At 34.8% G+C, this 25,101-nt stretch carries 23 protein-coding genes and 1 riboswitch; of the genes, 15 read left to right on the forward strand and 8 right to left on the reverse strand.

Annotation, left to right across the window (positions count from 1 at the left end; genetic code table 11):
* Positions 1-610 precede the first annotated feature (610 nt).
* The 5 genes from NX902_RS12155 to tnpA all read left to right on the forward strand — a co-directional run bounded on the left by NX902_RS12155 (position 611) and on the right by tnpA (position 4,994).
* The gene (locus NX902_RS12155) at positions 611-1,030 is read left to right on the forward strand and encodes a MarR family winged helix-turn-helix transcriptional regulator (protein ID WP_123259437.1); all 420 of its coding nucleotides are present in this window, start codon (positions 611-613) and stop codon (positions 1,028-1,030) included.
* A 26-nt stretch (positions 1,031-1,056) separates the two neighbouring features.
* Positions 1,057-2,676 carry an MDR family MFS transporter gene (locus NX902_RS12160; RefSeq protein WP_163186898.1) on the forward strand — a complete coding sequence of 540 codons (1,620 nt, stop codon included), beginning with the start codon at positions 1,057-1,059 and terminating at the stop codon, positions 2,674-2,676.
* Positions 2,677-2,849: 173 nt separating this feature from the next.
* Entirely contained in the window at positions 2,850-3,557 is a 708-nt protein-coding gene (locus NX902_RS12165) for an SGNH/GDSL hydrolase family protein (protein WP_163186896.1), read from the forward strand.
* A 134-nt stretch (positions 3,558-3,691) separates the two neighbouring features.
* Entirely contained in the window at positions 3,692-4,255 is a 564-nt protein-coding gene (locus NX902_RS12170; protein ID WP_163186895.1) for a hypothetical protein, read from the forward strand.
* 283 nt (positions 4,256-4,538) lie between these two features.
* Positions 4,539-4,994: an IS200/IS605 family transposase gene (tnpA, locus tag NX902_RS12175; protein ID WP_095330205.1), complete on the forward strand. Its 456-nt coding sequence runs from the start codon at positions 4,539-4,541 to the stop codon at positions 4,992-4,994.
* Positions 4,995-5,197: 203 nt separating this feature from the next.
* Here tnpA and NX902_RS12180 read toward each other — a convergent pair whose 3' ends face one another.
* From NX902_RS12180 to NX902_RS12205, 6 genes are all read right to left on the reverse strand, one after another.
* Positions 5,198-5,983, reverse strand: coding sequence for a GNAT family N-acetyltransferase (locus NX902_RS12180; RefSeq protein ID WP_095328732.1), 786 nt, complete (start codon positions 5,981-5,983; stop codon positions 5,198-5,200).
* Between the two features lie 218 nt (positions 5,984-6,201).
* Positions 6,202-9,660: a methionine synthase gene (metH, locus tag NX902_RS12185; protein ID WP_171509619.1), complete on the reverse strand. Its 3,459-nt coding sequence runs from the start codon at positions 9,658-9,660 to the stop codon at positions 6,202-6,204.
* Entirely contained in the window at positions 9,638-11,509 is a 1,872-nt protein-coding gene (locus tag NX902_RS12190) for a bifunctional homocysteine S-methyltransferase/methylenetetrahydrofolate reductase (protein WP_123257661.1), read from the reverse strand. The genes metH and NX902_RS12190 overlap by 23 nt, the downstream gene beginning before the upstream one ends.
* 13 nt (positions 11,510-11,522) lie before the next feature.
* The gene (metC, locus tag NX902_RS12195; protein ID WP_163186891.1) at positions 11,523-12,692 is read right to left on the reverse strand and encodes a cystathionine beta-lyase; all 1,170 of its coding nucleotides are present in this window, start codon (positions 12,690-12,692) and stop codon (positions 11,523-11,525) included.
* Positions 12,689-13,810 (reverse strand): methionine biosynthesis PLP-dependent protein, encoded by a 1,122-nt coding sequence (locus NX902_RS12200; protein ID WP_095328736.1) that lies wholly within the window; start codon positions 13,808-13,810, stop codon positions 12,689-12,691. Before NX902_RS12200 ends, metC begins: the two co-directional genes overlap by 4 nt.
* A gap of 131 nt (positions 13,811-13,941) precedes the next feature.
* A riboswitch (SAM riboswitch) is annotated at positions 13,942-14,055 on the reverse strand.
* A 115-nt stretch (positions 14,056-14,170) separates the two neighbouring features.
* On the reverse strand, positions 14,171-14,353 hold the full coding sequence (locus tag NX902_RS12205) for an H-type small acid-soluble spore protein (protein WP_095328737.1): 183 nt from the start codon (positions 14,351-14,353) through the stop codon (positions 14,171-14,173).
* 402 nt (positions 14,354-14,755) lie between these two features.
* Here NX902_RS12205 and NX902_RS12210 point away from each other — a divergent pair, with 402 nt between their 5' ends.
* The 10 genes from NX902_RS12210 (at position 14,756) to NX902_RS12255 (ending at position 23,608) form a co-directional block, all read left to right on the forward strand.
* Positions 14,756-14,878: a hypothetical protein gene (locus NX902_RS12210; RefSeq protein WP_268877103.1), complete on the forward strand. Its 123-nt coding sequence runs from the start codon at positions 14,756-14,758 to the stop codon at positions 14,876-14,878.
* A 160-nt stretch (positions 14,879-15,038) separates the two neighbouring features.
* Positions 15,039-15,722 carry a response regulator transcription factor gene (locus NX902_RS12215; RefSeq protein ID WP_341160746.1) on the forward strand — a complete coding sequence of 228 codons (684 nt, stop codon included), beginning with the start codon at positions 15,039-15,041 and terminating at the stop codon, positions 15,720-15,722.
* Positions 15,719-17,110 (forward strand): HAMP domain-containing sensor histidine kinase, encoded by a 1,392-nt coding sequence (locus tag NX902_RS12220; protein ID WP_095328739.1) that lies wholly within the window; start codon positions 15,719-15,721, stop codon positions 17,108-17,110. The genes NX902_RS12215 and NX902_RS12220 overlap by 4 nt, the downstream gene beginning before the upstream one ends.
* Before the next feature lie 424 nt (positions 17,111-17,534).
* Positions 17,535-20,357, forward strand: a complete 2,823-nt coding sequence (locus tag NX902_RS12225; protein ID WP_095328740.1) for a 2-oxoglutarate dehydrogenase E1 component — start codon at positions 17,535-17,537, stop codon at positions 20,355-20,357.
* A gap of 19 nt (positions 20,358-20,376) precedes the next feature.
* Positions 20,377-21,627, forward strand: coding sequence for a 2-oxoglutarate dehydrogenase complex dihydrolipoyllysine-residue succinyltransferase (odhB, locus tag NX902_RS12230; RefSeq protein WP_095328741.1), 1,251 nt, complete (start codon positions 20,377-20,379; stop codon positions 21,625-21,627).
* A 282-nt stretch (positions 21,628-21,909) separates the two neighbouring features.
* Positions 21,910-22,110 (forward strand): gamma-glutamylcyclotransferase, encoded by a 201-nt coding sequence (locus NX902_RS12235; RefSeq protein ID WP_123259431.1) that lies wholly within the window; start codon positions 21,910-21,912, stop codon positions 22,108-22,110.
* 120 nt (positions 22,111-22,230) lie between these two features.
* Entirely contained in the window at positions 22,231-22,431 is a 201-nt protein-coding gene (locus NX902_RS12240) for a hypothetical protein (protein ID WP_095328742.1), read from the forward strand.
* A 71-nt stretch (positions 22,432-22,502) separates the two neighbouring features.
* The gene (locus NX902_RS12245) at positions 22,503-22,706 is read left to right on the forward strand and encodes a DUF6501 family protein (RefSeq protein ID WP_095328743.1); all 204 of its coding nucleotides are present in this window, start codon (positions 22,503-22,505) and stop codon (positions 22,704-22,706) included.
* A gap of 166 nt (positions 22,707-22,872) precedes the next feature.
* Positions 22,873-23,253: a fluoride efflux transporter FluC gene (locus tag NX902_RS12250; RefSeq protein WP_163186887.1), complete on the forward strand. Its 381-nt coding sequence runs from the start codon at positions 22,873-22,875 to the stop codon at positions 23,251-23,253.
* On the forward strand, positions 23,246-23,608 hold the full coding sequence (locus NX902_RS12255; protein WP_095328745.1) for a fluoride efflux transporter FluC: 363 nt from the start codon (positions 23,246-23,248) through the stop codon (positions 23,606-23,608). The genes NX902_RS12250 and NX902_RS12255 overlap by 8 nt, the downstream gene beginning before the upstream one ends.
* An 81-nt stretch (positions 23,609-23,689) precedes the next feature.
* On the opposite strand, the gene yidC is transcribed toward NX902_RS12255, so the two are convergent.
* Together yidC and NX902_RS12265 are read right to left on the reverse strand one after the other, a co-directional pair.
* The gene (gene yidC, locus NX902_RS12260; protein WP_095328746.1) at positions 23,690-24,478 is read right to left on the reverse strand and encodes a membrane protein insertase YidC; all 789 of its coding nucleotides are present in this window, start codon (positions 24,476-24,478) and stop codon (positions 23,690-23,692) included.
* Between the two features lie 29 nt (positions 24,479-24,507).
* A complete protein-coding gene (locus NX902_RS12265; protein ID WP_095328747.1) occupies positions 24,508-24,804 on the reverse strand; it encodes a hypothetical protein in 297 nt (98 codons plus the stop codon).
* Positions 24,805-25,101 lie beyond the last annotated feature (297 nt).

The following is a 25,101-nucleotide window of genomic DNA, read 5'->3' on the forward strand; positions in this document are numbered from 1 at the left end:
CTATAAAAAGGATAAATCAATGAAAAAAATCGAACTATTACAATGTTTTATTGTATTATAGTTCGGTTTTTCTTTGTGTAAAATCCTTTTGCCCCACCCTCTTTTCTTGTTTAAGCAATTCATAAATGATTTTTATTGAATATAACCAATACAATAAAGGAAATGAAATAATGATCACCAATATGCTCTAAGATTCTTGATAGGAAGGAGAGTAAATCTGATTATAAATATCTGAGGAGAGAATACTTTATTATCCTCTCCTCATTACCAATAATATGGTACAAGTGCTAATTACAAAGCCTTTACCGATTCTTTGAATCGTTTAATCAAGACGTTGTTCGAGATTACACATCTGAAGCCATTAGTTTTAACCCTCTTTTTACATTCTTTTCCGATTACCATAATAGAGTTTAATTTCTATAATTTAAAAGCTTCTTGTACGAAAAAAGCAGCATAAACTGTGATAAAGTCTTTTTTTATATAATGAGGAAAAAACAATAAAACAAAAATAATTGACATGTAATTAATTAAGTTATATATTATTAAATGGTTAATAATTAAGAAGTTAAACATTTATTTATTAAGTAATTTTAGAAAGGACGGGGGATAGGTGCATAATGGCGAAGAGCTTTTTGAAGTTGCAGCGATGTTTGGCAACTTTATTAAAAATATAACTAGTGATTTTAATAAAAATAGCAGTGATTTAAATATTACTCAATATAAACTGCTTTTTCATTTAGATAAGGAAGGATCCCTAAATGTTTCAGATCTTGCTAAAAGCGTACACATTACAAATGCTGCTGTAACAACTATAACCGATCAGCTATTGGCGGAAGACTATATTACAAAAGATCGATCAAAAACTGATCGAAGAGTGGTCAATATTACCATTACCGATAAAGGAAGAAGTATCGTTAATAATATGAAAAAAGAGCAGCAGAATAAAATGAAGGAACACTTTCATAAGCTAACAGAGGAAGATATTCAACATTTAAAACGTATCTTTAAATTATTAAACGAAAATTTCTAAAATTTTATAAGAAAAGAGAGAATGCAATGGAACATTTAACACACAAGAAAAAACTGTCAATTATGATAGCTATCATGGCAGCTATGTTTTTTGCAGCGATTAACCAAACAATCGTTAGTACTGCAATGCCGAAAATTATTTCTATCCTTGATGGGATGGACTATTATACATGGACCATTAATATTTATATGCTTACATCCACAATTGCCACAGTTCTTGTAGGAAAGCTATCCGATATGTATGGACGTAAGCCGTTTTTATTAATCGGGATATTATTATTTATGGTTGGTGCTTTCTTAACAGGTACTTCCAATGATGTATTTCAATTTATTGCCTACCGTGGTATCCAAGGGATAGGTGCTGGTATTATTCAATCTTCCGCTTTTACAGCAGTTGGTGACTTATTCCCGCCTCGTGAACGTGGAAAATGGATGGGATTATTAACAGCTGTATTTGGTTTCTCCAGTGTTCTAGGACCTCTATTAGGAGGCTACTTAGTTGATCATTTAGATTGGCACTGGTTATTCTGGATTTTCTTACCAATCGGTATTATTGCTTTCGGTATGATTATGGCACTATTCCCTAAAGTTGAAGGAAACGGAAAACAAAGTATTGATTATATTGGATCTTTATTTATGACTGTTGCTATTGTTCCATTATTATTGGCCTTTTCATGGGCAGGAACAGAGTATGCATGGGGATCTGTACAAATTCTCGGATTGATTGCAGCTAGTATTGTTTTTGCTATTGTGTTTGTATTGGTGGAAAAGAAAGCAAAAAATCCAATTTTACCATTACATCTATTCAAAAATAATATTGTGACTGTTTCTAATATAATTGGTTTTATTATGAACTTTGGAATGATGGGTGCCATGATTTATCTATCTTTCTTTGTTCAAGGGGTATTAGGGATTTCTCCTACTTATGCTGGTTATGTAACAATGCCGATGTCTATTGTTATGGTTATCTCCAGTACCATTATCGGTCAGTTAATTTCAAAAACAGGGAAATATAAACGTTTTGCATTAATCGGAGTTCCAACAATGATCGCTGGTATGGCCATTATGATCTTTATGAATAGTGTACCAATGGCGATTTTAAGTATGATTGTGTTTGGTTTGGGATTAGGTATTGGTATGCCGGTATTTTCAATTGCTACCCAAAATGCCGTTTCCCATAAAGAATTGGGAGTAGTAACTGCTTCCACTCAATTATTCCGTAATCTAGGTGGTACAATTGGTATTGCTGTCATGGGTACCGTTATGGCAAATAATCTAAAGACAAACTTGCAAGATACGATGCAAAACTTGCCAGTAGTGAAAGATTTAGCAACATTAGATCCGAAAGTAACAGAGCAAATGGTTGGTTTCGCCAATCCACAAGCATTGATGAATAAACCATTACTTGAACAGACAGAAGCAAATTTACCCGCAGATGTACAACCGATATTTGCACAAATGATTCAAGGAATCAGAGATGCATTAGGAAATACATTATCAACGGTATTCTTAACTGGAACCATCGTATTAGTTGTTGCCTTTTTATTAGTATTCTTCTTAAAAGAAATTCCTTTAAGAACATCTAATCAAGCAGCTCCTGAAGAAAAGAAGGAAGAAAATATCGTTTTAGATAGACAAAAATCTTAATACGAATGCGATTTGGCTGTCTCCAAATTTTTGGAGACAGCCTTTTGTTTGCTTATTTCATGACAGGAACACAAATTGCAACCTATTTTTGGAAAAACCTGAAATTTTCTCGCACAACCTTTTTTCTGTTATAATAAGTTATAGTAATAGAATGAAAAAAGTAGGGATGTTAAATGAAAATTATCTGTTTTGGAGATAGCCTAACTAGAGGTGTCTCATTTGTAAAAGGTAGGATAAGAATTATTAAAGATAATTATCCCGCTTTGCTTGGAAAATTATTTGCCTTAAATAATTCGGATGATACGATTGTCTTAAATAAAGGTGTATTTAATGACAATTCTGATTTATTACTGAAGCGACTAGAGAAGGATGTTCTTTCTGAGGAGCCGAAATATGTTTTATTAAACGTTGGTGGGAATGATTGCAATTTTCAATGGCAAGAAGTAGCCGAAGATCCTGATAGTAATCATGAGCCGATTGTTCCGATAAATCAATATATCGAAAACATTGCTCAAATGGTCACAAAAATGAAGCAATCTAATATCACGCCAATATTGTTAACTTTGCCACCACTTGATCCAGTAAGATATTATAAATCAATTGCAGAAAGATATGGGACAACTATTAGTCATTGGATTAGCTGCTGTGGTGGGATAGAGCATTGGCATGGTTTATATAATTTTCATTTAAACAAATTAATTGAGCAATTAAATCTTCCAAGTATTGATGTTCGCTCAGCTCTTAAAAAGGCTGGGAATATTGCTGATTTTATCAGTGATGATGGAATTCATTTAAATGCTGAAGGTTACAAGAAAATGAGTTATTTCATTTTTGAGGAGATGAATCGATTAACCGGCAGACAACACGAACAATTATCGTAACTTATCTTTTTTTGTAAGAAAATAGTGGGAATAGTTTTTATACACACTAGGTATGGAATATTTTTGGAATTTGCGATAAGATAATGGGACAAGCAGTCATCAATAGGTAGATTTAAATAGTGGAGGAAATTCAGATGAGCACATTGTACGAAAAAATAATTGATGTTTTGCAACAAAAAGGACCGACAACCCTTTCCGCTATTTTTAATGAATTAAATAGTTATTTAGGAGAGGAAGAAACACCTATTTCTATGTCCTCCATAAAGTCTGTACTTTCTCGAAAAAAAGACTTGTTTGAGGTTTACGATGATATAGTATCCATTCACCCAGAAAAAGAAATTACAAAACTAATTGTTGAATATAAAGTAAATCAAGAACATTCTTTCAGTATTCATATCGATTTTGATCTTCGCAACTACTTAATTCAAGAATGGAGTCAGTTTCCAATTGTGATTCCTCCGGTTTTTAATAAAATTGAACCGGAAGAGTTTGATGCTTTAAGGATGGAATTATATCGCTTGAAAATGTGGGATTGGGAAGAAGAGCTGCTAGGAATTGAAACGGTTAAATGTACTGCCCGATTGGTTACTGTAACCTCGACTTATACGGTCGATTTAGTGAATATGCAATCAAAGGAATGGAGACAACTGCAGAAAATGATTTCTCTTTTTACTGATTTAGAATTATTGCTTAAATAAGTTAATCGATTGGGAAGTATGAGTGATAAATAGACGCAGTTATTGTCCCTTGATAAGGTAAAGAGGCTAGCTGCAACCATTCATTTATAATAGGGATAACAAAGCCAAACAATTATACGCAACTTCGTATAATTGTTTGGCTTTTTATTTTTTACTCTTTTTAAACCACAGGCTCTGCCTGTGTGAAAATAAAACTTGTAGAGTCGTATTAGAAAAAAACTCCAATCGTTATAATAGAAGATGGCCGTCAAACCAACTTCAAATAACGAGAGGAGTTCTGCTCATGTCGAGCGACAATAGTTTATCACATACAAGATGGAATTGTAAGTATCATATCGTATTTATTCCCAAATACAGAAGGAAAGTAGTATATGGGAAATTAAGAAAAGATATAGGTGCTATATTGAGAAAACTATGTGAAATGAAAGATGTAGAAATAATGGAAGCACATGCCATGCCAGATCATATACACATGCTGGTAAAAATACCACCGAAAATGTCTGTTTCGTATTTCATGGGATATTTAAAAGGTAAAAGTTCATTGATGATCCATGATAGACATGCAAATTTAAAATATAATCATGGAAATCGAACGTTTTGGGCGAAAGGATATTACGTAAGTACGGTTGGATTAAACGAAAAAACAATTGCAAAGTATATACGAGAGCAAGAAGCAGAGGACCGTTTGCGAGATAATATGAGCAAACGAGAATACGTCGATCCATTTAAAGATAAGTAGGGAGAGTAAACGGTTGGCGGTCAATTTAGAGGTCCCTTTAGGGGCTTCGTTGGTAAAGTGCCCTTATAGGGCGAAATTAAAACCGCCGGTTCTACCGGCGGATACTTACTTTGTTTCATATTAGAATAGTTCGTTTTCTAGATTATTTCATACGTGTTAGGTGGAAAATATCTTAGGAATCATTTGGGAAATATCGGAAGGATTTAGCGATACATAGTCCATAATCCAATATCTTCAAAGCCGATTTTTTTATAAATTTTACCAGCGTCAGGATTATCGTAAAATAAGCAGACAAACTGTTTGTCGTCTAATATATCATTAACAAGAGCCGTCATTAGCTTACTTGCCAATCCTTTATTTCTGTAGCCTTTATGTGTGCAGACGCCGACAATCATTGCTGAATGGGAATTTTCGGCCGTAGTGGAGACCGTTGATATAATTTCTCCTTTATCGTTTTCCAGAAAATATGTCCGCCCGGTTTGAGACTCGATCGCTTTCTTGAGCATATTTTTCGAATCTTCTGTAGTAGTAAATTCAGCAATAGAATTCCGTAATGTGACAATGCGATCAATATCATCAAGGGTAGCCTTTTTGATCATATCTATTTGTTTGATCTCTCGCTTTTTGCCGCATTGAGCAAAATAAGTCACTTTTTTCTTTCCTAAATTTAAAGAGGGAAGCTTTTCAAATTTTTCTACTAAATCAGCTCTTCCTGATAAGGTTACTGGATTCGTATTGGTTTCCATTATAGCTGCAAAAGCTTGGACATCAAAATGATCTTTATCGACAGCGTAAAATATATAGCTTTCAAAATATTTGAGAAGTACTGCTTTTATCTCTCCACTATGGAATTCTCCCCAAAGTTTTTGAAATGCAGAATGATACCCGAATGCCTCAATATCGCCAATAATAAAAAGATTCATTGAAGGGTCTTGAAGCAAAAATCTCATTACCTCAGCATGATCTTGCTCTGTAAGTTCTCGAATCATTGTATAACCTTCTTTCTGCTTTCTGAAAATAGTTAATTGTAAGTTTATCATAATATTAAGAATGTATATAGAACTAAAAGGATAAAAATAGGATAATTATAAATAGTATTTTACAGTTAAAAAATGAACACAGACAGAGGAAAGAAAAATCCAATCCAGCTTTGCTATCAGCTGGATTGGATTTTTGAAGTTAGTAAACATCTTACTAGAGAATAATATTAATAGGAATTGCTGGATAAGACGTTAAAGTAACGTGCATCTGGATGGGCAAATACCATTGCTGAAACAGATGCCTCTGGCTCCATCATACATTCTTCTGACAAGGTTATGCCAATATCTTCGGGTGACAATAAGCTGAACAATTTTTTCTGGTCTTCCAATTCAGGACAAGCTGGATATCCAAATGAAAATCTTTGTCCTTGATATTTTGCTGTAAAGCGATCCTTCATTGTAAAAGTTGCCGGGTCAGGGAATCCCCATCTATCTCTAATTTGACGATGAATTAATTCTGCTAACCCCTCAGCTGTTTCTAGTGCAAGGGATTGAAGGGCATGGGATTCAAGAAATCTTCCATCTCGTTTTAGCTGTTCTCCTGCTTCCCGTATACCAGTACCAGCTGTTACAGCAAAAAAAGCAACATAGTCCATCACTCCACTATCCACTGATTTTAGATAGTCTGCTAAGCATAAAAATGGTTCTCTTTCTTGTCTTGGAAAATCAAAGGTTTCGATTATTTTCGTTTTGTCTTTTGAATCATAGATATAGATCTTGTTGCCATCTGATTGAGCAGGGAAGAAGCGATAAACCGCTTTTGGCAGTATCCAATTATTTTGTTCAGCCTCATTTAACAGTTGTTCAATCATATTATTTAATTGGACAGCTTTATCGTCTTTCTTTTCTAGCAAAACATCAATTTTTCCTTTAACTCCTAAATGGTGACCTAAGAGCATTTGTTTATTAATATATGGTTTAATATGACTAGTCGTATAAGTCGTTAATATATGTCTTTTGATATCTTGCGGGACAAAGACGGGAGCATCTGTGTTAACAGTTTTTCTTTTAATACCAGTGATAACAGGTTTTGTATATTCTTTTACAGGACTAGCTGAAAGTAATTGCTTTTTCTTTTCATGTTCCTGTTTAAGCAAATCGAATTCGTCTTTATTAGTCAGCTGATTTGCAAGAGATAAGCCATTCATAGCATCTTTTGCATATAACACTAATCCATCATATTCACGTGAAATTTTTGTGTCGGTAAATTTTCTTGATAATGCTGCTCCGCCTACTAAGATAGGAACTTCTATGCCAGCTTGTTTCATGTCTGCAGCTGTTAGTACCATCTGTTGTGCCGATTTGACAAGTAAGCCAGACAAGCCAACAATATTTGGTTGTTCCTTTTTAATAGCAGAAACTAAATCTGCTGGGGGAACTTTGATGCCGAGATCAATCACTTCATATCCGTTATTAGAGAGAATGATATCAACGAGATTTTTGCCGATATCATGAACATCTCCTTTAACAGTTGCTAAAATAACTTTCCCTTTAGTAGAGGTAGAAACATTTTTGTCCATATATCCTTCTAAAAAGGAAACAGCCGTTTTCATTACTTCTGCGCTTTGCAGCACTTCTGCGACAATTAGCTGATTATCATTAAATAAGCGGCCAACTTCCTTCATTCCATCCATAAGAGGACCATTAATAATATCTAGTGGGGCACTATATGTAGTAAGTGCAATGGCTAAATCAGCTATTAATCCTTCTTTTGTTCCTTCAACAACATAATAAGCTAACCGTTCATCTAATGTTAAATTTTCAAGTGAATTGATCTTTTCTTTTTTCTTATCTCGATAAAAGTCCGTAAAAATAGCCAACGTTTCATCTGTTGTTTCAAATAATAGCTTTTCAGCTAATTCAATTTCTTCTTTACTAATGGACGCAAATCTTTCCAATTTTTCTGTATTAACGATTGCGTAGTCAAGGCCTGCTTGTGTGCAGTGATAAAGAAAGACACTATTTAATATTTCTCGACCGACAGGAGGGAGACCAAAGGAAACATTGCTTATGCCAAGAATAGTTTGGACGTCCGGGCATGCTTGCTTTATTTCCTTAATTCCTTCAACTGTCGCTAATGCTGAGCCGATGTACTGTTCATCTCCCGTTCCTACAGGAAAGACAAGGGGATCAAATATTATGTCTTGACCATTAATTTGATATTTTTTCGTTAACAAATCATATGATCGCTTTGCTATTTGTAGTTTTTTCTCTACAGTAACTCCCATGCCATCTTCATCAATAGTTCCAACAACAACAGCGGCTCCATACTTATGGATGAGAGGGGCGATAGCTTGAAATCTTTCTTCGCCATCCTCCAGGTTAATACTATTAATGATTGCTTTTCCTTGTGAGTAGGAGAGTGCCTTTTCTATTACTTGTTCATCAGTTGAATCAATAACAAGTGGTACCTTGACTTTTTTTACAACTTCTTTCATGAAAAGCTCCATGTCTTGCATTTCATCTCTATCGGGATCTGCTAAGCAAATATCAATAACATGGGCTCCGCCTTTGACTTGAGCTCTGGCAATTTCTGATGCTTCTTCGTATTTTCCTTCTTTTATCAACCTTTTAAATTTTCTAGAACCAATAACATTTGTCCGTTCTCCAACCATAATTGGTCTTAATGTAGGATCATCATAAATAAAGGGCTCAATTCCAGAAACCATGTGAAAATTAGTTTCTGCAACTTTTCGCGGGGAGATTTCTTTCATTTTTTCGGCGATTGCACGAATATGCTCAGGTGTAGTACCACAGCAGCCTCCAACAATATTTAGCCAGCCTTCTTCTGCGAATCCAACGAGTTTATTGGCTAGAGAGGAGGCAGTTTCGTGATAGTTTCCTTCTTCATCAGGCAAGCCAGCATTAGGATAACAGCTAACAGCAAACTTAGACAGACTTGAAAGTGAGCGAATATGATCCTGCATAAACTCTGGGCCTGTTGCACAGTTTAAGCCAATAGCGATAGGATGCATATGTTCAACGGAAATGTAAAATGCTTCGATCGACTGTCCGGCAAGAGTAGTCCCCATTGGTTCAATCGTGCCAGAAATCATTAGCGGAAGTTCTTTCCCAGTTTTTGTAAATGCTTGTTTAATACCTAAAAATCCAGCTTTAACATTCAGCATATCCTGACTTGTTTCTAGAAGGAGAAGATCAACACCGCCGTCGATTAATCCTAATGCTTGCTCTTCGTAAGAAGAAATGAGTTCTTCGAATGTAGTGCCGCCAGTGACACTTAATGTTTTCGTTGTTGGGCCCATTGCACCAGCAATAAATCTTGGCCAATCAGGTGTAGAATATTTCCTGACTGCTTCTTTGGCAAGTTTTGCAGCTTTAACATTTAGCTGGTAAGCAATGTGTCCTAGATGATATTCATCTAGGACAATTTTAGTTGCACCAAATGTATTGGTTTCAATAATATCTGCTCCGGCATGGAGATAGGATTCATGAATTTTCGTGATAATATCTGGTCTTGTTAGATTAAGATTTTCATTGCATCCTTCTAATTCTTCTCCACCAAAATCGGCTGCCGTTAAGTTCTCTCGCTGGAGCATTGTTCCCATTGCGCCATCCATAATGATAATTTTTCGTTTAAGCTGTTCAGCTAATGAAGTTTGTTGCATCAGTTGTCCTCCTAAGTGCAGCAGTTCGTAATTTCGTATAGCGAGCTAATTCTACAGAAAGCTCATACCGCAAAAACGGTGTTATTAAGTAAATACCGTTAAAATAATTGGCTGCAGTGTCGATTAAAGATTTGGTGATTTTGAGACCTTGCTGTGCTGCTTGTACTGGGTTGTCTTTAAATTGTGCCATGGTGCGCCGAATGGAGTCATCTATTTTTATGCCAGGAACCTCGTTGTGTAAAAACTCCGCATTGTTACTGCTTGTTAATGGCATTAAACCAATATAGATAGGTGTGTCAATGTGTTTTGTCGCTTCATATAATTCGATTATTTTTTGTTCGGAGTAAACAGGCTGGGTTATAATGTAATCAGCACCGCATTCTATTTTTTTCTCTAACCGTTTTACCGCTTTTTCTACCTGACGTACATTTGGATTAAATGCAGCTGAAACAGAAAATGTCGTTTTTTGTCCTAGATTTTTCCCAGAGAAAGAGAGACCTTCATTTAATTGCTTAATCATCGAAATTAAGTCAAATGAAGTCATATCATAGACAGAAGAAGCACCAGGAAAATCCCCAACTCGAGCTGGATCTCCTGTAATAGCTAGGACATCATGAATTCCTAATGTATGTAGTCCCATTAAGTGAGACTGTAAACCAATTATATTACGATCCCGACAAGCAATATGAACGAGAGGGCGAAGCCCAATGTTTTGCTTTACTAATGTAGCAATTGCTGTATTGGAAATCCGTGCAGAGGCTAAACTGTTGTCTGCAAGTGTTAATGCATCTATACCTTCTTCTTTAAGTTTTTTTGCACCTTCAAAGAAGCGCGTCGTATCTAGTTTTCTTGGAGGATCTAATTCCACAATAACAGAAGCTCTGGTTTTTACAATTTCCTCCAAAGGGGTGTAATCCCTAGGGGGAGGGGAATGCTCCAATATAGAATCAACAACAGCCTTATTAGTTTCAATTGTTTTTTCTGTAATAGGAGAGGCATCCTTCAACACTTTTGCGAAATTTCTGATATGTTCAGGTGTTGTTCCACAGCAGCCTCCTAAAAGTCGAACGCCTTGCTTTCTAAATTCTTCTGCTGATCTTTGGAAATATTCCGCATTGTCTTTATATTCGAATTTTCCGTCAATATAACTTGGTAAACTAGCATTTGGAAAGGCAGATAAGTATGCATTCCTCGGTAATGGTATTTGTTCAAGTGAAGCAATCATATGGTGTGGTCCCAATCTGCAATTCAACCCAATAATATCAGCACCTAAATTCTCTAATCTATCGAAAGCAGAAGCAAGGGATATTTGGTTTTGTAAAATCCCTATTTCGTGTATGGAAAGCTGGGCTAGGACTGGAATATCTGTTTCTTTTTTCGTAATTTCCAGGACTGTTTCGAGTTCCTCCAAATCATAAAATGTTTCCAAAAGAATGCCGTCGACATCTTCTAATAACAAGCAGTAAAGCTGTTCACGGAAACTGCGCTTCAACTCTTCTAAACTAATAGCTTGAGGCTTCATTCCTCTATTTCCACCAATTGTACCAAGTACATTTACATTTTTATTTTCCACGGCTTTTTTGGCAATTTTTACGGCTGCGCTGTTTATTTCCTTCACGTTATCTTCTAATCCGTATCTTTGTAATTTTAAATAGTTGGCAGCATATGTATTGGTTTGGATAATATCTGCGCCGGCATGGATATATGCTTGATGAACCTGCTCAATCTGTTCAGGGTGAGAAAGGTTTAAAGATTCAAAGCATGTATCTTTTCCATAAGAATAGAGGAGGGTGCCCATAGCACCATCACCAATTAAGATTTCATTTTTTAGCCTATCGAGAAAGTTCATTGTAAGCCTCCAGTTAAATAAAATGTAACTCTGCTGTCTTCTTAAGAGCTATATCAAAGTCATTGATTAAATCTAGTGGATTTTCTAATCCAACGGATAAACGTAGAAGGGAATCTGTAATTCCCCGTTCTGCTCTAGCTAAAGGATTCATCGCAGCATGAGACATTTTTGCTGGATAGGATAGAATCGATTCAACCGCACCAAGACTAACGGCGAATACAGGCAGTTTTACATTCTCTACAAAAGTACGCATTGCTTCTTCTGAATATAACTCAAAGGAGAAAACCGCGCCTGGATTTAGCGCTTGTTTTCTTTGGATCGCATATTGAGGGTGGTCTTCGAATCCTGGATAATGCACTTTTTTTATTAATGGGTGGTTTTGCAAATGCTCTGCGATCACTCTTGCCCCTTCACTTGAATGCTTCATCCGAACATGCAAGGTCTTTATTCCTCTAAGGAGTAGCCAGCAATCCTGAACACCAAGAACTGCGCCAAACGAATTTTGTAAATAACCAATTTGCTTTGCGAGCTCTGCATCTTTAACTACTGCTACTCCAGCGATTACATCGCTATGACCAGATAAGAACTTAGTAGCACTATGAAGTACAACATCCGCACCTAGCGTTAATGGTTTTTGTAAGGCTGGTGTTAAAAACGTATTATCCACGAAAGTAAGTGCACTGTATTTTTTGGCAAGTAAGCTAATTGCTTCAATATCTGTTACTTTTAATAAAGGATTGGAAGGAGTTTCTACATAAAGCACTTTTGTGTTTGGTAAAATAGCTGCTTCAACTTCTTCTAGATTCGTCATATCTACAAAGGTATGATCGATTCCAAATCGGTTCAATACGGTCGTCACCATACGATATGTTCCACCATATACATCTTCAGAAATAACGACATGATCACCTTGTGATAATAATAGAAAAGCAGTTGAAATTGCAGCCATTCCAGAAGAGAAGGCAAAGCCATGCGTTCCTTCTTCTAATTCTGCCACCACTTCTTCTAGTGCTTCTCTTGTCGGATTTAAGCTTCTGCTATAATCATATTTTCCAAATTCATCAATATCCTTTTGGTGAAAGGTGGAAGCGTGCTGAATTGGCACGCTGACAGCTCCAGTGTCTGGATCGAATTTATGTTTATTATGAAGCAATTTTGTTTCAAATGTATATGATGTTGTCATATTGTTACCTCCTGTGCAATTCCCTTTGCAATAGAGAAAGCTTTATCTAGATCTTTGATTAAATCATTTGCATTTTCAATACCAACTGAAAAACGTAATAGTCGATTATCGACACCAGTTTCTAATCTGACTTCTAGTGGAATATCTGCATGAGTTTGAGTGGCAGGATATGTAATAAAACTTTCCACCCCTCCAAGACTTTCGGCAAATGAGATTAACGTTAAGCTTTGCAAAAATGGATTTACCCAAGATTCACTTTGGATTCTAAACGAGATCATTCCGCCACGACCAGGGTAGAGGACATCTACAACAGCCTCATGTTTTTGCAGAAAAGTAGACAGTATTTTCGCATTCTCTTCATGTTTTTCCATTCTTAACGCCAGTGTTTTCATTCCTCTCATCAATAACCAAGAATCAAAGGGACTTAAAACAGCTCCAGCAGAATTATGGTGTAAGGCGAGCTCATTACAAAGCTCTTCTCCTTTTGCAACAATAAGACCAGCAAGAACGTCATTATGCCCACCTAAATATTTTGTTGCACTGTGGATAACGATATCAGCACCTAAACGGATCGGCTGTTGGATAATAGGAGTATAAAATGTATTGTCAACAATAAGCAGAATATTGTGTTCTTTTGCGATGGAAGCAATCACAGAAATATCCGTTTGTTCCATTAAAGGATTCGTAGGAGTTTCAAGGAAGATTGCTTTTGTTTTTGAGGAGATGGCCGCACGCACAGCATCTGTATCTGAAGTATTAACGTACGTACATCGAAGGCCCCATTTTTTATAACCTTGTTCTAATAGACGGTATGTGCCGCCATATAAATCTTTAGAAATAATCCATTCATCACCGCTTTGAAAAAGGGAAAGGATTGTTTGAATTGCTGCCATTCCTGAACTACACGCAAAGCCGCGGTCGCCTTCTTCTAATTCGGCAATTGCATTTTCTAATATTTCTCGTGTAGGATTTCCTGTCCGTGTATAATCATAGCCAGTCGACTCTCCAATACCTGTGTGACGATAGGCAGTGGAAAAATAAACGGGCGGATTAACTGCACCAGTAGTTGTTTCACTTCTATTACCAATTTGCGCTAACTTTGTTTCTAAACTATACATTCTATAACTCTCCTATTCTCATATTTGGAATTTTTATGTAATCAAAACAAATCAAGAAGTGGTCAAGAAAAATGACATGAAAAAAGTCTTCTTCGTTATAAGAAGAAGACTTTGATTATTAATGGTCATTCTTCTTATCTTTCAAGCTTAAATGCTTGATGGAATTAGCACCTTTTCAGTATGTGAAAATACTGAAGGTTGCTGAGGTTTCGCTGGGCCATTCCCTCTACCTCTCTTGATAAGAATTACTTATGTAATTGACTATTAATTTACTATATATTTCGTTTGTTGGCAAGAAATATTTTGTTATTTCTGAAAAGAAACTATATTCTACCTATTGTAATAAAGGTGAATATATCATCACATTTCTTCGATAAGCTGGTACACATCAACATCTAACTCGTAATCTGGATTTGTTTTCGTATAGATAGTTGCTTTTTTTGTTTTTTCATTTACATTCTGGATAATGATCTTTTCTCCTTGATAACTAACATCTACCATATCTGCAGCATTCATAATTTCAATCGCACGTCCAATATTCATTGATCGACCTCCTAAACTTACCAAAAACTCTCTATTTAATGAAAAGTAATTAACGATTGTTCATATAGATAATTATATCTTCATGATCACTTCGATTCTTTCGTATGAATGTACTAAATCTGTTGTCAGGGCTGATAGTTATCCGAAAGGTTTCTAACATTATAATGGCTCATTCCATCAATTATATGCCTTATTTTTTTCTTCTCATCAAATTTTAATGTTACTTTCATGCTTTTTTACAAAAAGAGGTATACCATAAGTTTTATTCACTTAAGCACATTAGAAAAGTTTTTTAACTTATAAAGTTAACAGAAAAAGTGCTTACTATATGTATTAATGGGGAATGGAATAATAATTCTCCATACTTTCATGCAAAAGTTCAATTCAAAGGAGAGATGAAACATGCATTTTCTTCGCATTGCGATGATTGTTTTTAGTTCCATAACTGCAGCGTCTTTATTCGGATTTCAATTTGTAGAAATGGCACATGCTATTATGGATTCAATGTTTTCGAAGCAAAATTAAAGATTACGGGGTAAATTTTGTATATCAAGCTTCTAACATGATAAAATAATCATATCTTTAGGCAGGTTAAAGCAGTTTTGTTGAAATTTCCTTTCATTATAAATCAAATTTCAACATTCCGCTTGTAACATTGCTTATGTAAAATAGAGAGCGTGGTATAATGAAAAAAATTTTGATTATAGAAGACGAAAAAAATTTATCGAGATTTATCGAGTTAGAATTAACATATGAAGGATATAAAACAGAGGTTTGCTCAGATGGTAGAAGCGGTCTTCAAAAGGCACTAGAGGAAGATTGGGATATTATCTTATTAGATTTAATGCTACCTGAATTAAATGGCATTGAAGTATGTAGAAGACTCCGTCAAACAAAAAACACCCCAATATTAATGATAACTGCACGGGATAGCGTTTTAGATCGAGTTTCTGGATTAGATAGTGGCGCAGACGATTATTTGGTTAAGCCATTTGCGATTGAAGAACTGCTTGCTAGATTACGTGCATTATTTCGCCGTATAGAGCCACAAACAAATACTTCCAATCAAATTATGACAAAGTTGACTTATAAAGATATTACACTGGAGGTGGAATCACATATCGCCAAAAAAGGAGAAGAGATTCTGTCCTTAACCAAAAGAGAGTATGATTTGCTTTATATGTTCATGACCAATATTAATATTGTCTTATCAAGAGATATATTATTAGAAAAAATCTGGGGCTATGAATCAGAAGTAGAAACAAACGTAATCGATGTATATGTTAAGTATTTAAGGAATAAGCTTGATCCATCTGGACAAGAAGTATATATCGAAACGGTCAGAGGGATAGGATATGTGATGAGATGAAATGGATAAAAAAAATATCTCTTTTACCTTGGAAATGGAAATTAACGCTTGGATTATCATTTAGTATTTTTTTAACTTATTCTATTTTTTCCTTTTTTGAATTTCACACTGTTTCTTCTTGGTTATTAAATCAGGAAGAAACAGATGTAAAACAAACAATGAATCAAGTTGTTAAACAATTGAACCTGCAAGAAAAGCATCCTACAGACGAAGAAATCACTGCAAATGTCACTTTATTAGAAAAACTCAATAACGATAACCAGCTTATTCGTATTTTAGATAAAAATGGACAAGCCATCCTTGCAGATATGAATGGAGATTTCCCAATTATTGAGCCAAATCAAATATATAATGATGAACAGTTTCATTATATTTCAATTGGAGATCATAATTCATTAGTTTATAGTAAGGAAATTAAGACAAAAGCATTTAATGGCAGAGTAGAAATTATTCGTTCCCTGGAATCCTTAGATAAAGTGAGAGAACACTTATGGTTTGCCATGACAATGTTTGCAATTGCTGCACTAATTATCAGTGCCCTTATTGGTTATTTTATTTCCTATTTATTATTACGACCAATTAATTCGATGACAAAAACAATGAAAAAAATTAAAAACAGTGGTTTTAAGGAAAGGATGCCAGTCTATCCTCAAAAGGACGAAATCGCTGATTTATCTCATATTTTCAATGAGATGATGGATGTGATTGAACAATCCTTTCAGCAGCAAAAACAATTTATTGAAGACGCTTCCCATGAATTGAGAACACCGGTTTCTGTCTTAGAGGGTCATCTTTCCATGCTGAATAGATGGGGGAAGAATAATCAAGATATATTAGAAGAGTCACTCCAAACATCAACTGAAGAAGTTGCTCGACTAAAAAAACTAATTATCAGTTTATTAGACTTATCCAAATTAGAGCAAAATAGAATGGAGTCAGATTTAACGCCAGAGAGGGTAAAGTGGATTTTTGAGCATACTATTCGTGATTTTGTAATGCTTCATGATGATTTTACTTTCGAGGTAAAGCTTGACTCTCTCCATCTTTATGAGGTATCTGAACAACATTTGCAGCAAATAACTACTATATTACTTGATAATGCGGTGAAATATTCTGTACATGAAAAAAATATTTTTCTGCATACGTATGAAACAGGCAACCATTTTATCCTAGAAATTACCGATCATGGAATTGGAATACCGAAAGAACATCTTGAAAAAGTATTTGATCGGTTTTATCGAGTAGATAAAGCTAGGAGTAGAGAACAAGGTGGAACAGGACTTGGATTAGCCATCGCAAAGCAAATTGTAAGCTTATATAATGGGTCAATTGAAATTAAAAGTAAGGTTGGTCAAGGAACAAAAGTAATTGTTCGCTTTAATATATAGTTACTACTAAAGAAAAAGGGGGAAGATGAGCAGGGCGCCGAATATAGCCTGAGCGAAGCGCCTGCAATTTCTTTTGAAGTATTCATATTAAGAGCAACTAACTAAGCCAGACAAACAGATGAAACAATGTTTGTCTGGCTTTTTTTATCCAAGTTAATTATATTTCACATTCTTTTCCTTTGTCATGTAAAATTTTATGCTGCATAAGATTACTAGTAAGATTGTTTTTTTTCTGAAGATAAGGCCGATAAAAAATATTTTTAATTTTTTTACCATAAAAATGTGTAAAACTTTTGAAGCTGTAATTAAACCATGATAGAATAGAAATGTAAACGTTTTAAAAAAGTTTTTTCACTACAAGGTGTAAAGCGCAATAACAAAGGGAAGATAAAAATGATAATTAAAGTGGTGGAGGGAAATTTTCATGGAGAAGCCATCTGATGGTACAGTCTCATACCAACCAAGATTTTATGGGCCGAATTTAGGGCTTGTAATGGAGCTTTATGAGAAATACGTTCAAGATCCAAATTCAGTTGATGAAGAAATGAAAAGGCATTTTGATCAATGGGGACCCCCGATTGATAATCAAGAGAAAACTAACACGAATCATTTATCTCTACAATCCGAAGTTCAAGTTGAAAAAATTATTGCAGCAGTAACATTAGTGAATAAGATAAGAGCCTATGGACATTTGGCGGCTGATATTTATCCATTAAAGGATCATAAGAGAGAGTATGAGTTATTTGATTTAGCTCGTTTTGATTTAACGAAAGAAGATTTAGAAAAGATTCCAGCCCGTTTAATTTGTCCAGATGCTCCTAACCATATATCAAATGGCTATGAAGCGGTTCAATATTTAAAAGAAATTTATACAAAGACCATTGCATTTGAATACTATCATGTTAATGATATTAAAGAAAAAAACTGGCTGCAGTCTAAAGTAGAATCAGGGAGCTTAAAACCAGCATGTCATAGAGAGTTAAAAAGAAAGCTTCTAAAAAGGGTAATAGAAGTAGAAGAATTTGAAAGTTTTTTACATAGAACATATGTCGGTCAAAAGAGATTTTCGATTGAAGGTCTTGATACAATGGTCCCGATGATAGATAAGATTATATCTGAATCAGTAGTAAATGGTGCTCAAAATATTAATATAGGAATGGCGCATAGAGGGCGATTAAATGTGTTAGCACATGTATTAGAAAAGCCTTATGAAATGATATTTGCAGAATTTCAGCATGCTCCTAATAAACAGTTGGTACCATCTGAAGGGTCCATAGGTATTAGCTTTGGCTGGACTGGGGATGTAAAATACCATTTAGGCTTAGATCGACAAATTAAATCAAATAATGTTTCAAATGTTCGGCTGACTCTTGCAAATAATCCAAGTCATCTTGAGTTTGTAGGTGCAGTAGTAGAAGGATTTACTAGAGCGTCACAGGATGACAGAACAAAACCTGGGTTTCCAGAGGAAGATTCTACTAAATCACTAGCTATTCTAATCCACGGAGATGCTGCTTTTCCTGGGCAAGGAATTGTTTCGGAGACTTTAAATTTAACAGGATTAAAGGGTTATCGAACAGGTGGAACGATCCATATTATTGCTAACAATACAATTGGATTTACAACAGAATCTAGTGATTCGAGATCTACTAGATATGCTAGTGATCTTGCAAAAGGATTTGAGATTCCAATAATCCATGTTAATGCAGATGATCCAGAAGCATGTATAAAAGCTGCAAAACTAGCTATCGAATACAGAGAGAAGTTTAAGAAGGACTTTTTAATCGATTTAATTGGCTATAGAAGATATGGTCATAATGAAATGGATGAACCAATGACGACAAATCCATTAATGTACAAGTTAATTCACGAACATCCAACCATTACTAAGCTGTACGGGGAAAAGCTAGTTGCGGAGGATGTGATAAAAGAAGAAGAAATCCAAGCTTTGAAAGAAGAAGTTACAAGAAAACTTAAAGAAGCACATGATAGAGTACCGAAGAAAAATGAAGATCCGGTTATTACTAATCCGCCTAATTCTGTGGAGCGACAATTGCCGAATGTTAATACGGCTGTTCCGATTGATCAATTAAAACATATAAATAATGAGTTGCTTTCCTATCCATCTCAATTTCAAGTTTTTGATAAATTAGGAAAAGTTTTAAAGCGGAGAAATGCTGCATTGGAAGGAGAAGGTAAGATCGATTGGTCTTTAGCGGAAACATTGGCTTTTGCAACGATTTTAGAAGACGGAACACCAATCCGACTTTCTGGGCAGGATTCGGAACGTGGTACGTTTGCTCATCGTAATATTATTTTACATGACTATGTAACTGGCAACCAGTATTCACCTTTACATACCTTATCTAAAGCGAAAGCATCATTTGCTGTTCATAACAGTCCGTTGTCTGAAGGTTCTGTATTAGGATTTGAGTACGGTTACAATGTTCATGCTCCCGAAACACTTGTGTTATGGGAAGCGCAATTTGGTGATTTTGCTAATGCAGCACAAGTAATGTTTGACCAATTTATTGCAGCTGGCAGAGCGAAATGGGGACAAAAATCTGGTTTAGTTATGCTTTTGCCACATGGTTATGAAGGACAGGGACCAGAGCATTCAAGTGCAAGATTGGAGCGATTCTTAATTTTAGCAGCTGAAAATAACTGGACTGTTGCAAACTTATCATCATCTGCTCAGTACTTTCATATTTTAAGAAGACAGGCAGCAATTTTAAACAAAGAAGAAGTACGACCTTTAGTTATTATGACACCAAAAAGCTTACTGCGTAATGCTGATGTTGCTTCTAATGGATTAGAATTCAGTGAAGGTGCTTTTCATTCTGTTTTGGAAGTAGATAATACTGGTGAAAATGACAATGTTGTTACACGCTTAGTTCTATCTACAGGTAAAATTTCGATTGACTTATATCAAGCACACAAAAAGCTTGAAAATGGAGAAGCAATCCATCTTGCAAGAGTTGAAGAAATTTATCCTTTCCCAGAAGAGAGGCTAACAGAAATTATTCAACGCTATCCAAATTTAAAAGAGGTAGTATGGGTGCAAGAAGAACCAAAGAATATGGGAGCATGGAGCTTTATGGAACCAAGAATTAGAAAGCTAATTTCCAATTCTATTTCCTTACAATATGTTGGTAGAAGAAGAAGATCTAGTCCTGCTGAAGGGGATCCAATTGTTCATCGTAAAGATCAAGCAAGAATCATAAATGAAGCATTGACTATGGAATGAATTGAGGGGGAAAATTAAAATGGCAGAGATTAAGGTACCAGAATTAGCTGAATCAATCACCGAAGGAACTGTAGCGCAATGGTTAAAGAAAACAGGGGAATATGTGGAAAAGGGCGACTATATTGTTGAATTGGAAACAGATAAAGTAAATGTGGAAATTATATCAGAAGAAAGTGGAATCATTCAAGAATTAAAAGCAAATGAAGGAGATACTGTTCAAGTTGGTGAAACAATTGCGATAGTAAATGCAGAAGGAGCTGCTGAAGAACCACAGACAGCAGAAGAAAAAAAAGTTGAAAAGGTTGAACCAGAAACTCCAAGTGCAGAAGAGCCAAAAGAACAAAAAGAAGAACTAGTTAATAAACAACATCCAATTGCTTCACCTGCTGCTCGCAAGCTGGCAAGAGAGCGAGGAATCGATTTAACAGCAGTCCAAACGAATGATCCATTAGGAAGAGTAAGAGCCCAAGATGTTGCAGCACATGATCAAAAGGCGGCTTCATCAGTTTCACCACAGTCAGCCCAAACGCCGAAAGTAGAAAAGGAAGCACCTGCTGTAGAATCAGATAATCGAGTGGAAAGAGTGAGAATGACAAGAAGAAGACAAACGATCGCTAATCGATTATTAGAGGTTAAACAAAATACGGCAATGCTAACTACTTTTAATGAAGTTGATATGACTAATATTATGGCATTAAGAAATCGTAGAAAAGATGCATTTCAAAAAGAGAATGATGTGAAGCTTGGCTTTATGTCTTTCTTTACAAAAGCTGTCGTAGCAGCTCTAAAGAAAGCACCATTATTAAATGCTGAAATCCAAGGTGACCAAATTGTCTTAAAAAAATATTATGATATTGGTATTGCTGTATCAACAGATGAAGGGCTTGTGGTACCAGTCTTAAGAGATGCTGACCGTAAAAACTTCGCTGAAATAGAAAGTGAAATATTAGACTTTGCAAGTAAAGCAAGAAGTAACAAACTATCTTTAAGCGATTTACAGGGTGGGACATTTACTATTACAAACGGCGGTGTTTTTGGCTCCTTGTTATCTACTCCAATTCTTAATGGACCGCAGGTCGGTATACTTGGAATGCATAAAATCCAGCTGCGGCCTGTAGCGATCGATGCAGAGAAAATGGAAAATCGACCAATGATGTATTTGGCTCTGTCTTATGATCACCGTATCATTGATGGGAAAGAAGCAGTTACATTCCTAGCAAGAATAAAAGATCTACTAGAAGATCCTGAGTCCCTATTGTTTGAAGCTTAATTACTTTGCTAAATATAGATACAGGGAGTTTCTACTACCGGAAACTCCCTGTATCTTTTTATAATAGAATAGTATTTGAAATCGCACAAAAAGTGTTGATTCGAACCAATAGCTAAGGAGTTTTCTGGATGAGAAACATGTCTAGGAGGCTTTGCTAAAAGAAGAAATAAATCATTATATGGTAGAAAATTTTCCGTGTCTGACAGAAGAAGCTTGGGTACATGGAAAATTATACGATGGAAACATTGATTATCCATTTTTAATATTAGCTGATCATAAAAAGTGTATGGAGAACTATATGCTGTACCATTTGCGGATTTGTTGATTTTAGATGGATTTGCTGACCATTACCAAAACGGCATTGATAATTTATATGTCCGAAAGATCGTTACTGTTCATCAAAAAGAAATTACTGGGGAGGCATTTACTTATGTTTGCAATAAACCAGAAATGCTCAAAAAGGAAATTACAGGAGGCAGATGAAGAGCATATCGAAACAAAAATTAAATATAATGTTACACTAATATAATATTTTTTTGGGTTTAAGGGACAGTTTAGCTGTGGTATAGAATAGTAACTACATCTTAGAAAGAAGGTCATAAAATGTATATTCAAGAACATAAAAACTTTTATGTCATCAAATATAATCATACATCGTATTATGCATTGGATTTCAAACGCTTGGATTGGATTAATGGCAAATGCTACATGACTTTTTTACAAGTAGATACAGGAAAATGGTTTACATTTGAAAGAAATAAGATAATGTGGATGGAAAAGGAACTACAGAATTTAGTTTCATAACGAGAATCTATTGCACTATGTATCGGTTTCCCTTTATACTAGGATAGTACTAGAATGAAAGGAGCAATAAAATGATACATGAAAACTGGGAAAAGAAACCATCTGTTAAAAAAGTAAAATGTATACATACCGATGCAAACAAATACATTGTTAATAGAGTGTTAACAGTAGGGAAAGAGTATGAAGTAAAGAACGAGACAGAGGAATTTTACTTTGTTGTAGATAACTCTGGTAAAATTGGCGGTTTTTACAAAGACTATTTTCAAACAATATAAGAATATAAGATGTCTTTTATGATAGAAAAGTTATGGATCTTTAGTGGATGAATGGATTAATAGAAATCCTTTGATGATCATAACGATTCTTTTCATTAGACATCTTTTTTTATTATAATTATAATTCTGATTTGATATTATTGAATTGTTAAGGGAATGAATAATAATGAACTATATATTTGTTGGGATTGGCGGTGTGATTGGGAGCATTTTGCGGTATATTGTAGGACAAATTCCTTTTGTCTATGATTTTCCCTTGCAAACATTGGGAATAAATATTGCTGGTTCCTTTATGCTAGGATGGTTTACAAGTGCCATTATAAAAAGACAAAAGCTAAAATCAGAGTATGCCGCAGCCATTGGAACAGGCATGATTGGTTCTTTTACTACCTTATCAACTTTCAGTATGGATACAGTCCATTTGTTAATTGATGGTAGTGATCTGCTCGCTATTTGTTACGTTGTTGGTAGTGCTGTTATCGGAATTAGCTTTGCGTATGTAGGAATGAAAATTGGAGAAAGAAAGTGGAGCAAATCAAATGGTTAGTAATCTTTTATTGATTGGAGTTGGCGGTTTTATTGGCGCTATTTCTCGTTACTTTTTTATAAATGAACTAAAAAAAATAATGGAAGCGTCTATCCCAATCCCGACCATGATTGTCAATATAGGAGGGTCGTTTCTACTTGGATTAATCGTTGGAATGGATGTGACCGCCAGTGTTTATTTTATTTTAGCAATTGGCTTTTTAGGAGCATTTACAACCTTCTCTACTTTTGCTGTTGAGGCAGTAACATTATATCGAGAAAAGAGAAGAATGGGGTTATATATATACATATTAGGGACATTCTTAGGGGGGATTTTATTCTGTTTTGCAGGGTGGAACGTTGGTCTCCATTTATAAAAGAAACATTTATTATCTAAAAAAAGGACAAATTTCACGCGTGGCTTAATGCTTTATCACGTAAAATTTGTCCTTTATTACTTATTTGTCTGTAGCTACCTTTGTATTACTAGGTTGAGGTGGATATAGTTTTCTTCCGATTAAAGACTGGAAGATAAGGAAAGTTCCACCGACTGTCCAATATAGTGGTAGAGCTGCTGGAGCATTTAAAGACACTATTACAATCATAATAGGAGAAATCAATCCTATTTTACTCATTTGCTTTTGTTGTTCTTGTGTCATGGTACTTTGCGATACTCTAAATTGTAAATAATAAACAATACCTGCTAACGCGGTTAGAATTAAATCTGACTGTCCTAAATTAAACCATAAAAAGGAGTGGCTAGCTATTTCTTGAGAACCACGTATTGCATAATAGAATCCCATTAAAATCGGCATTTGAATCAGCATTGGTAAACATCCAATATTAAGTGGGTTAATATTATTTTTTTTGTAAAGATCCATCATTTCCATTTGCAGTTTTTGCTGTTCTTTTTGATCTTTAGTGGCCTTAATCTTTTTCTGAATTGCTTCCATTTCAGGTTTAATTGTATCCATTTTGGATTTCATTAATTGTTGTTTTTTATATTGTTTCAGCATTAAAGGCATTAAGACAAGTCGAATTACTAAAGTGATCAGAATAATCGCAAGGCCGTAGCTTCCAGCAAATACATCTGCTGTTCCGTGAATAATTGCCGTAAAAGGCTCAACAAATATTTTATGGAAAAATCCATCATTATTTCCGCTTGCTGATGAAGAACAAGCACTCAGTAAAATAGTTGATAAACCTAATAGCATGATTAATAATGTATTTTTTGATAATTTTTTCATTGTAATTCCTCCAAATTGTTAATTAAATACTAGCTAACAAAGGAGGTAATTGGTTTCTCTGGATCATCATGTGAACTCTCTATTCTTTTACGGATATTTTTAACAATCCAGTGCAAAATAGGAGTATTATATTTTTGAACATTCATATTTATCGTTGTAATGGAAACATCTAATGACAACCTTTGATCTGTTGCAAAGAATTCTTGCTGAACCGTTGTCTTAATGTTCCAATCCCATAAATATTTCAGTACTAGACCTACTAAAAATGTATAGTAAACCGTTTGATAACTAGGAAAAAACGTTAAGTCTAATAATAAATCAATCATTTATACACCTCATTATTAGTGAACAAATAAAATTATATCGAAACTAGGGCTGAAAAGCAATTAACAACTAGAGATAAAGGTCAAGATTACAAATATTAAGTATATTTTATGACATTTTTTAATGCTGAATGATAAAAGATATTACCCTTCAAGAGGTACTATTTGCATAAAATCAGGAATAATTAAGTATTTACAATAGGAAAAAATAAAATGAATGGTATAATAAATGATAGTTTTAATATAATCAAGGTGTTTTCTTATAGGATGTTTTTAATAAGTTCTGTAAAAATTAAGGGG

Origin of the sequence: Niallia sp. FSL W8-0954 (assembly GCF_038005605.1) — a bacterium.
Taxonomy (GTDB): domain Bacteria; phylum Bacillota; class Bacilli; order Bacillales; family Cytobacillaceae; genus Niallia; species Niallia circulans_A.

Excerpts from the sequence above, each read along its gene's own strand:
- tnpA (WP_095330205.1), top strand. The coding sequence starts at position 4,539 with ATGTCGAGCGACAATAGTTTATCACATACAAGATGGAATTGTAAGTAT.
- metH (WP_171509619.1), bottom strand. The coding sequence starts at position 9,660 with ATGCAACAAACTTCATTAGCTGAACAGCTTAAACGAAAAATTATCATT.
- NX902_RS12170 (WP_163186895.1), top strand. The coding sequence starts at position 3,692 with ATGAGCACATTGTACGAAAAAATAATTGATGTTTTGCAACAAAAAGGA.
- NX902_RS12255 (WP_095328745.1), top strand. The coding sequence starts at position 23,246 with ATGGTTAGTAATCTTTTATTGATTGGAGTTGGCGGTTTTATTGGCGCT.
- NX902_RS12165 (WP_163186896.1), top strand. The coding sequence starts at position 2,850 with ATGAAAATTATCTGTTTTGGAGATAGCCTAACTAGAGGTGTCTCATTT.
- NX902_RS12215 (WP_341160746.1), top strand. The coding sequence starts at position 15,039 with ATGAAAAAAATTTTGATTATAGAAGACGAAAAAAATTTATCGAGATTT.
- NX902_RS12200 (WP_095328736.1), bottom strand. The coding sequence starts at position 13,810 with ATGTATAGTTTAGAAACAAAGTTAGCGCAAATTGGTAATAGAAGTGAA.
- NX902_RS12190 (WP_123257661.1), bottom strand. The coding sequence starts at position 11,509 with ATGAACTTTCTCGATAGGCTAAAAAATGAAATCTTAATTGGTGATGGT.
- NX902_RS12160 (WP_163186898.1), top strand. The coding sequence starts at position 1,057 with ATGGAACATTTAACACACAAGAAAAAACTGTCAATTATGATAGCTATC.
- metC (WP_163186891.1), bottom strand. The coding sequence starts at position 12,692 with ATGACAACATCATATACATTTGAAACAAAATTGCTTCATAATAAACAT.
- NX902_RS12180 (WP_095328732.1), bottom strand. The coding sequence starts at position 5,983 with ATGATTCGAGAACTTACAGAGCAAGATCATGCTGAGGTAATGAGATTT.
- NX902_RS12245 (WP_095328743.1), top strand. The coding sequence starts at position 22,503 with ATGATACATGAAAACTGGGAAAAGAAACCATCTGTTAAAAAAGTAAAA.
- yidC (WP_095328746.1), bottom strand. The coding sequence starts at position 24,478 with ATGAAAAAATTATCAAAAAATACATTATTAATCATGCTATTAGGTTTA.
- NX902_RS12210 (WP_268877103.1), top strand. The coding sequence starts at position 14,756 with ATGCATTTTCTTCGCATTGCGATGATTGTTTTTAGTTCCATAACTGCA.
- NX902_RS12220 (WP_095328739.1), top strand. The coding sequence starts at position 15,719 with ATGAAATGGATAAAAAAAATATCTCTTTTACCTTGGAAATGGAAATTA.
- NX902_RS12250 (WP_163186887.1), top strand. The coding sequence starts at position 22,873 with ATGAACTATATATTTGTTGGGATTGGCGGTGTGATTGGGAGCATTTTG.
- odhB (WP_095328741.1), top strand. The coding sequence starts at position 20,377 with ATGGCAGAGATTAAGGTACCAGAATTAGCTGAATCAATCACCGAAGGA.
- NX902_RS12225 (WP_095328740.1), top strand. The coding sequence starts at position 17,535 with ATGGAGAAGCCATCTGATGGTACAGTCTCATACCAACCAAGATTTTAT.
- NX902_RS12240 (WP_095328742.1), top strand. The coding sequence starts at position 22,231 with ATGTATATTCAAGAACATAAAAACTTTTATGTCATCAAATATAATCAT.
- NX902_RS12205 (WP_095328737.1), bottom strand. The coding sequence starts at position 14,353 with ATGAATATTGGACGTGCGATTGAAATTATGAATGCTGCAGATATGGTA.
- NX902_RS12265 (WP_095328747.1), bottom strand. The coding sequence starts at position 24,804 with ATGATTGATTTATTATTAGACTTAACGTTTTTTCCTAGTTATCAAACG.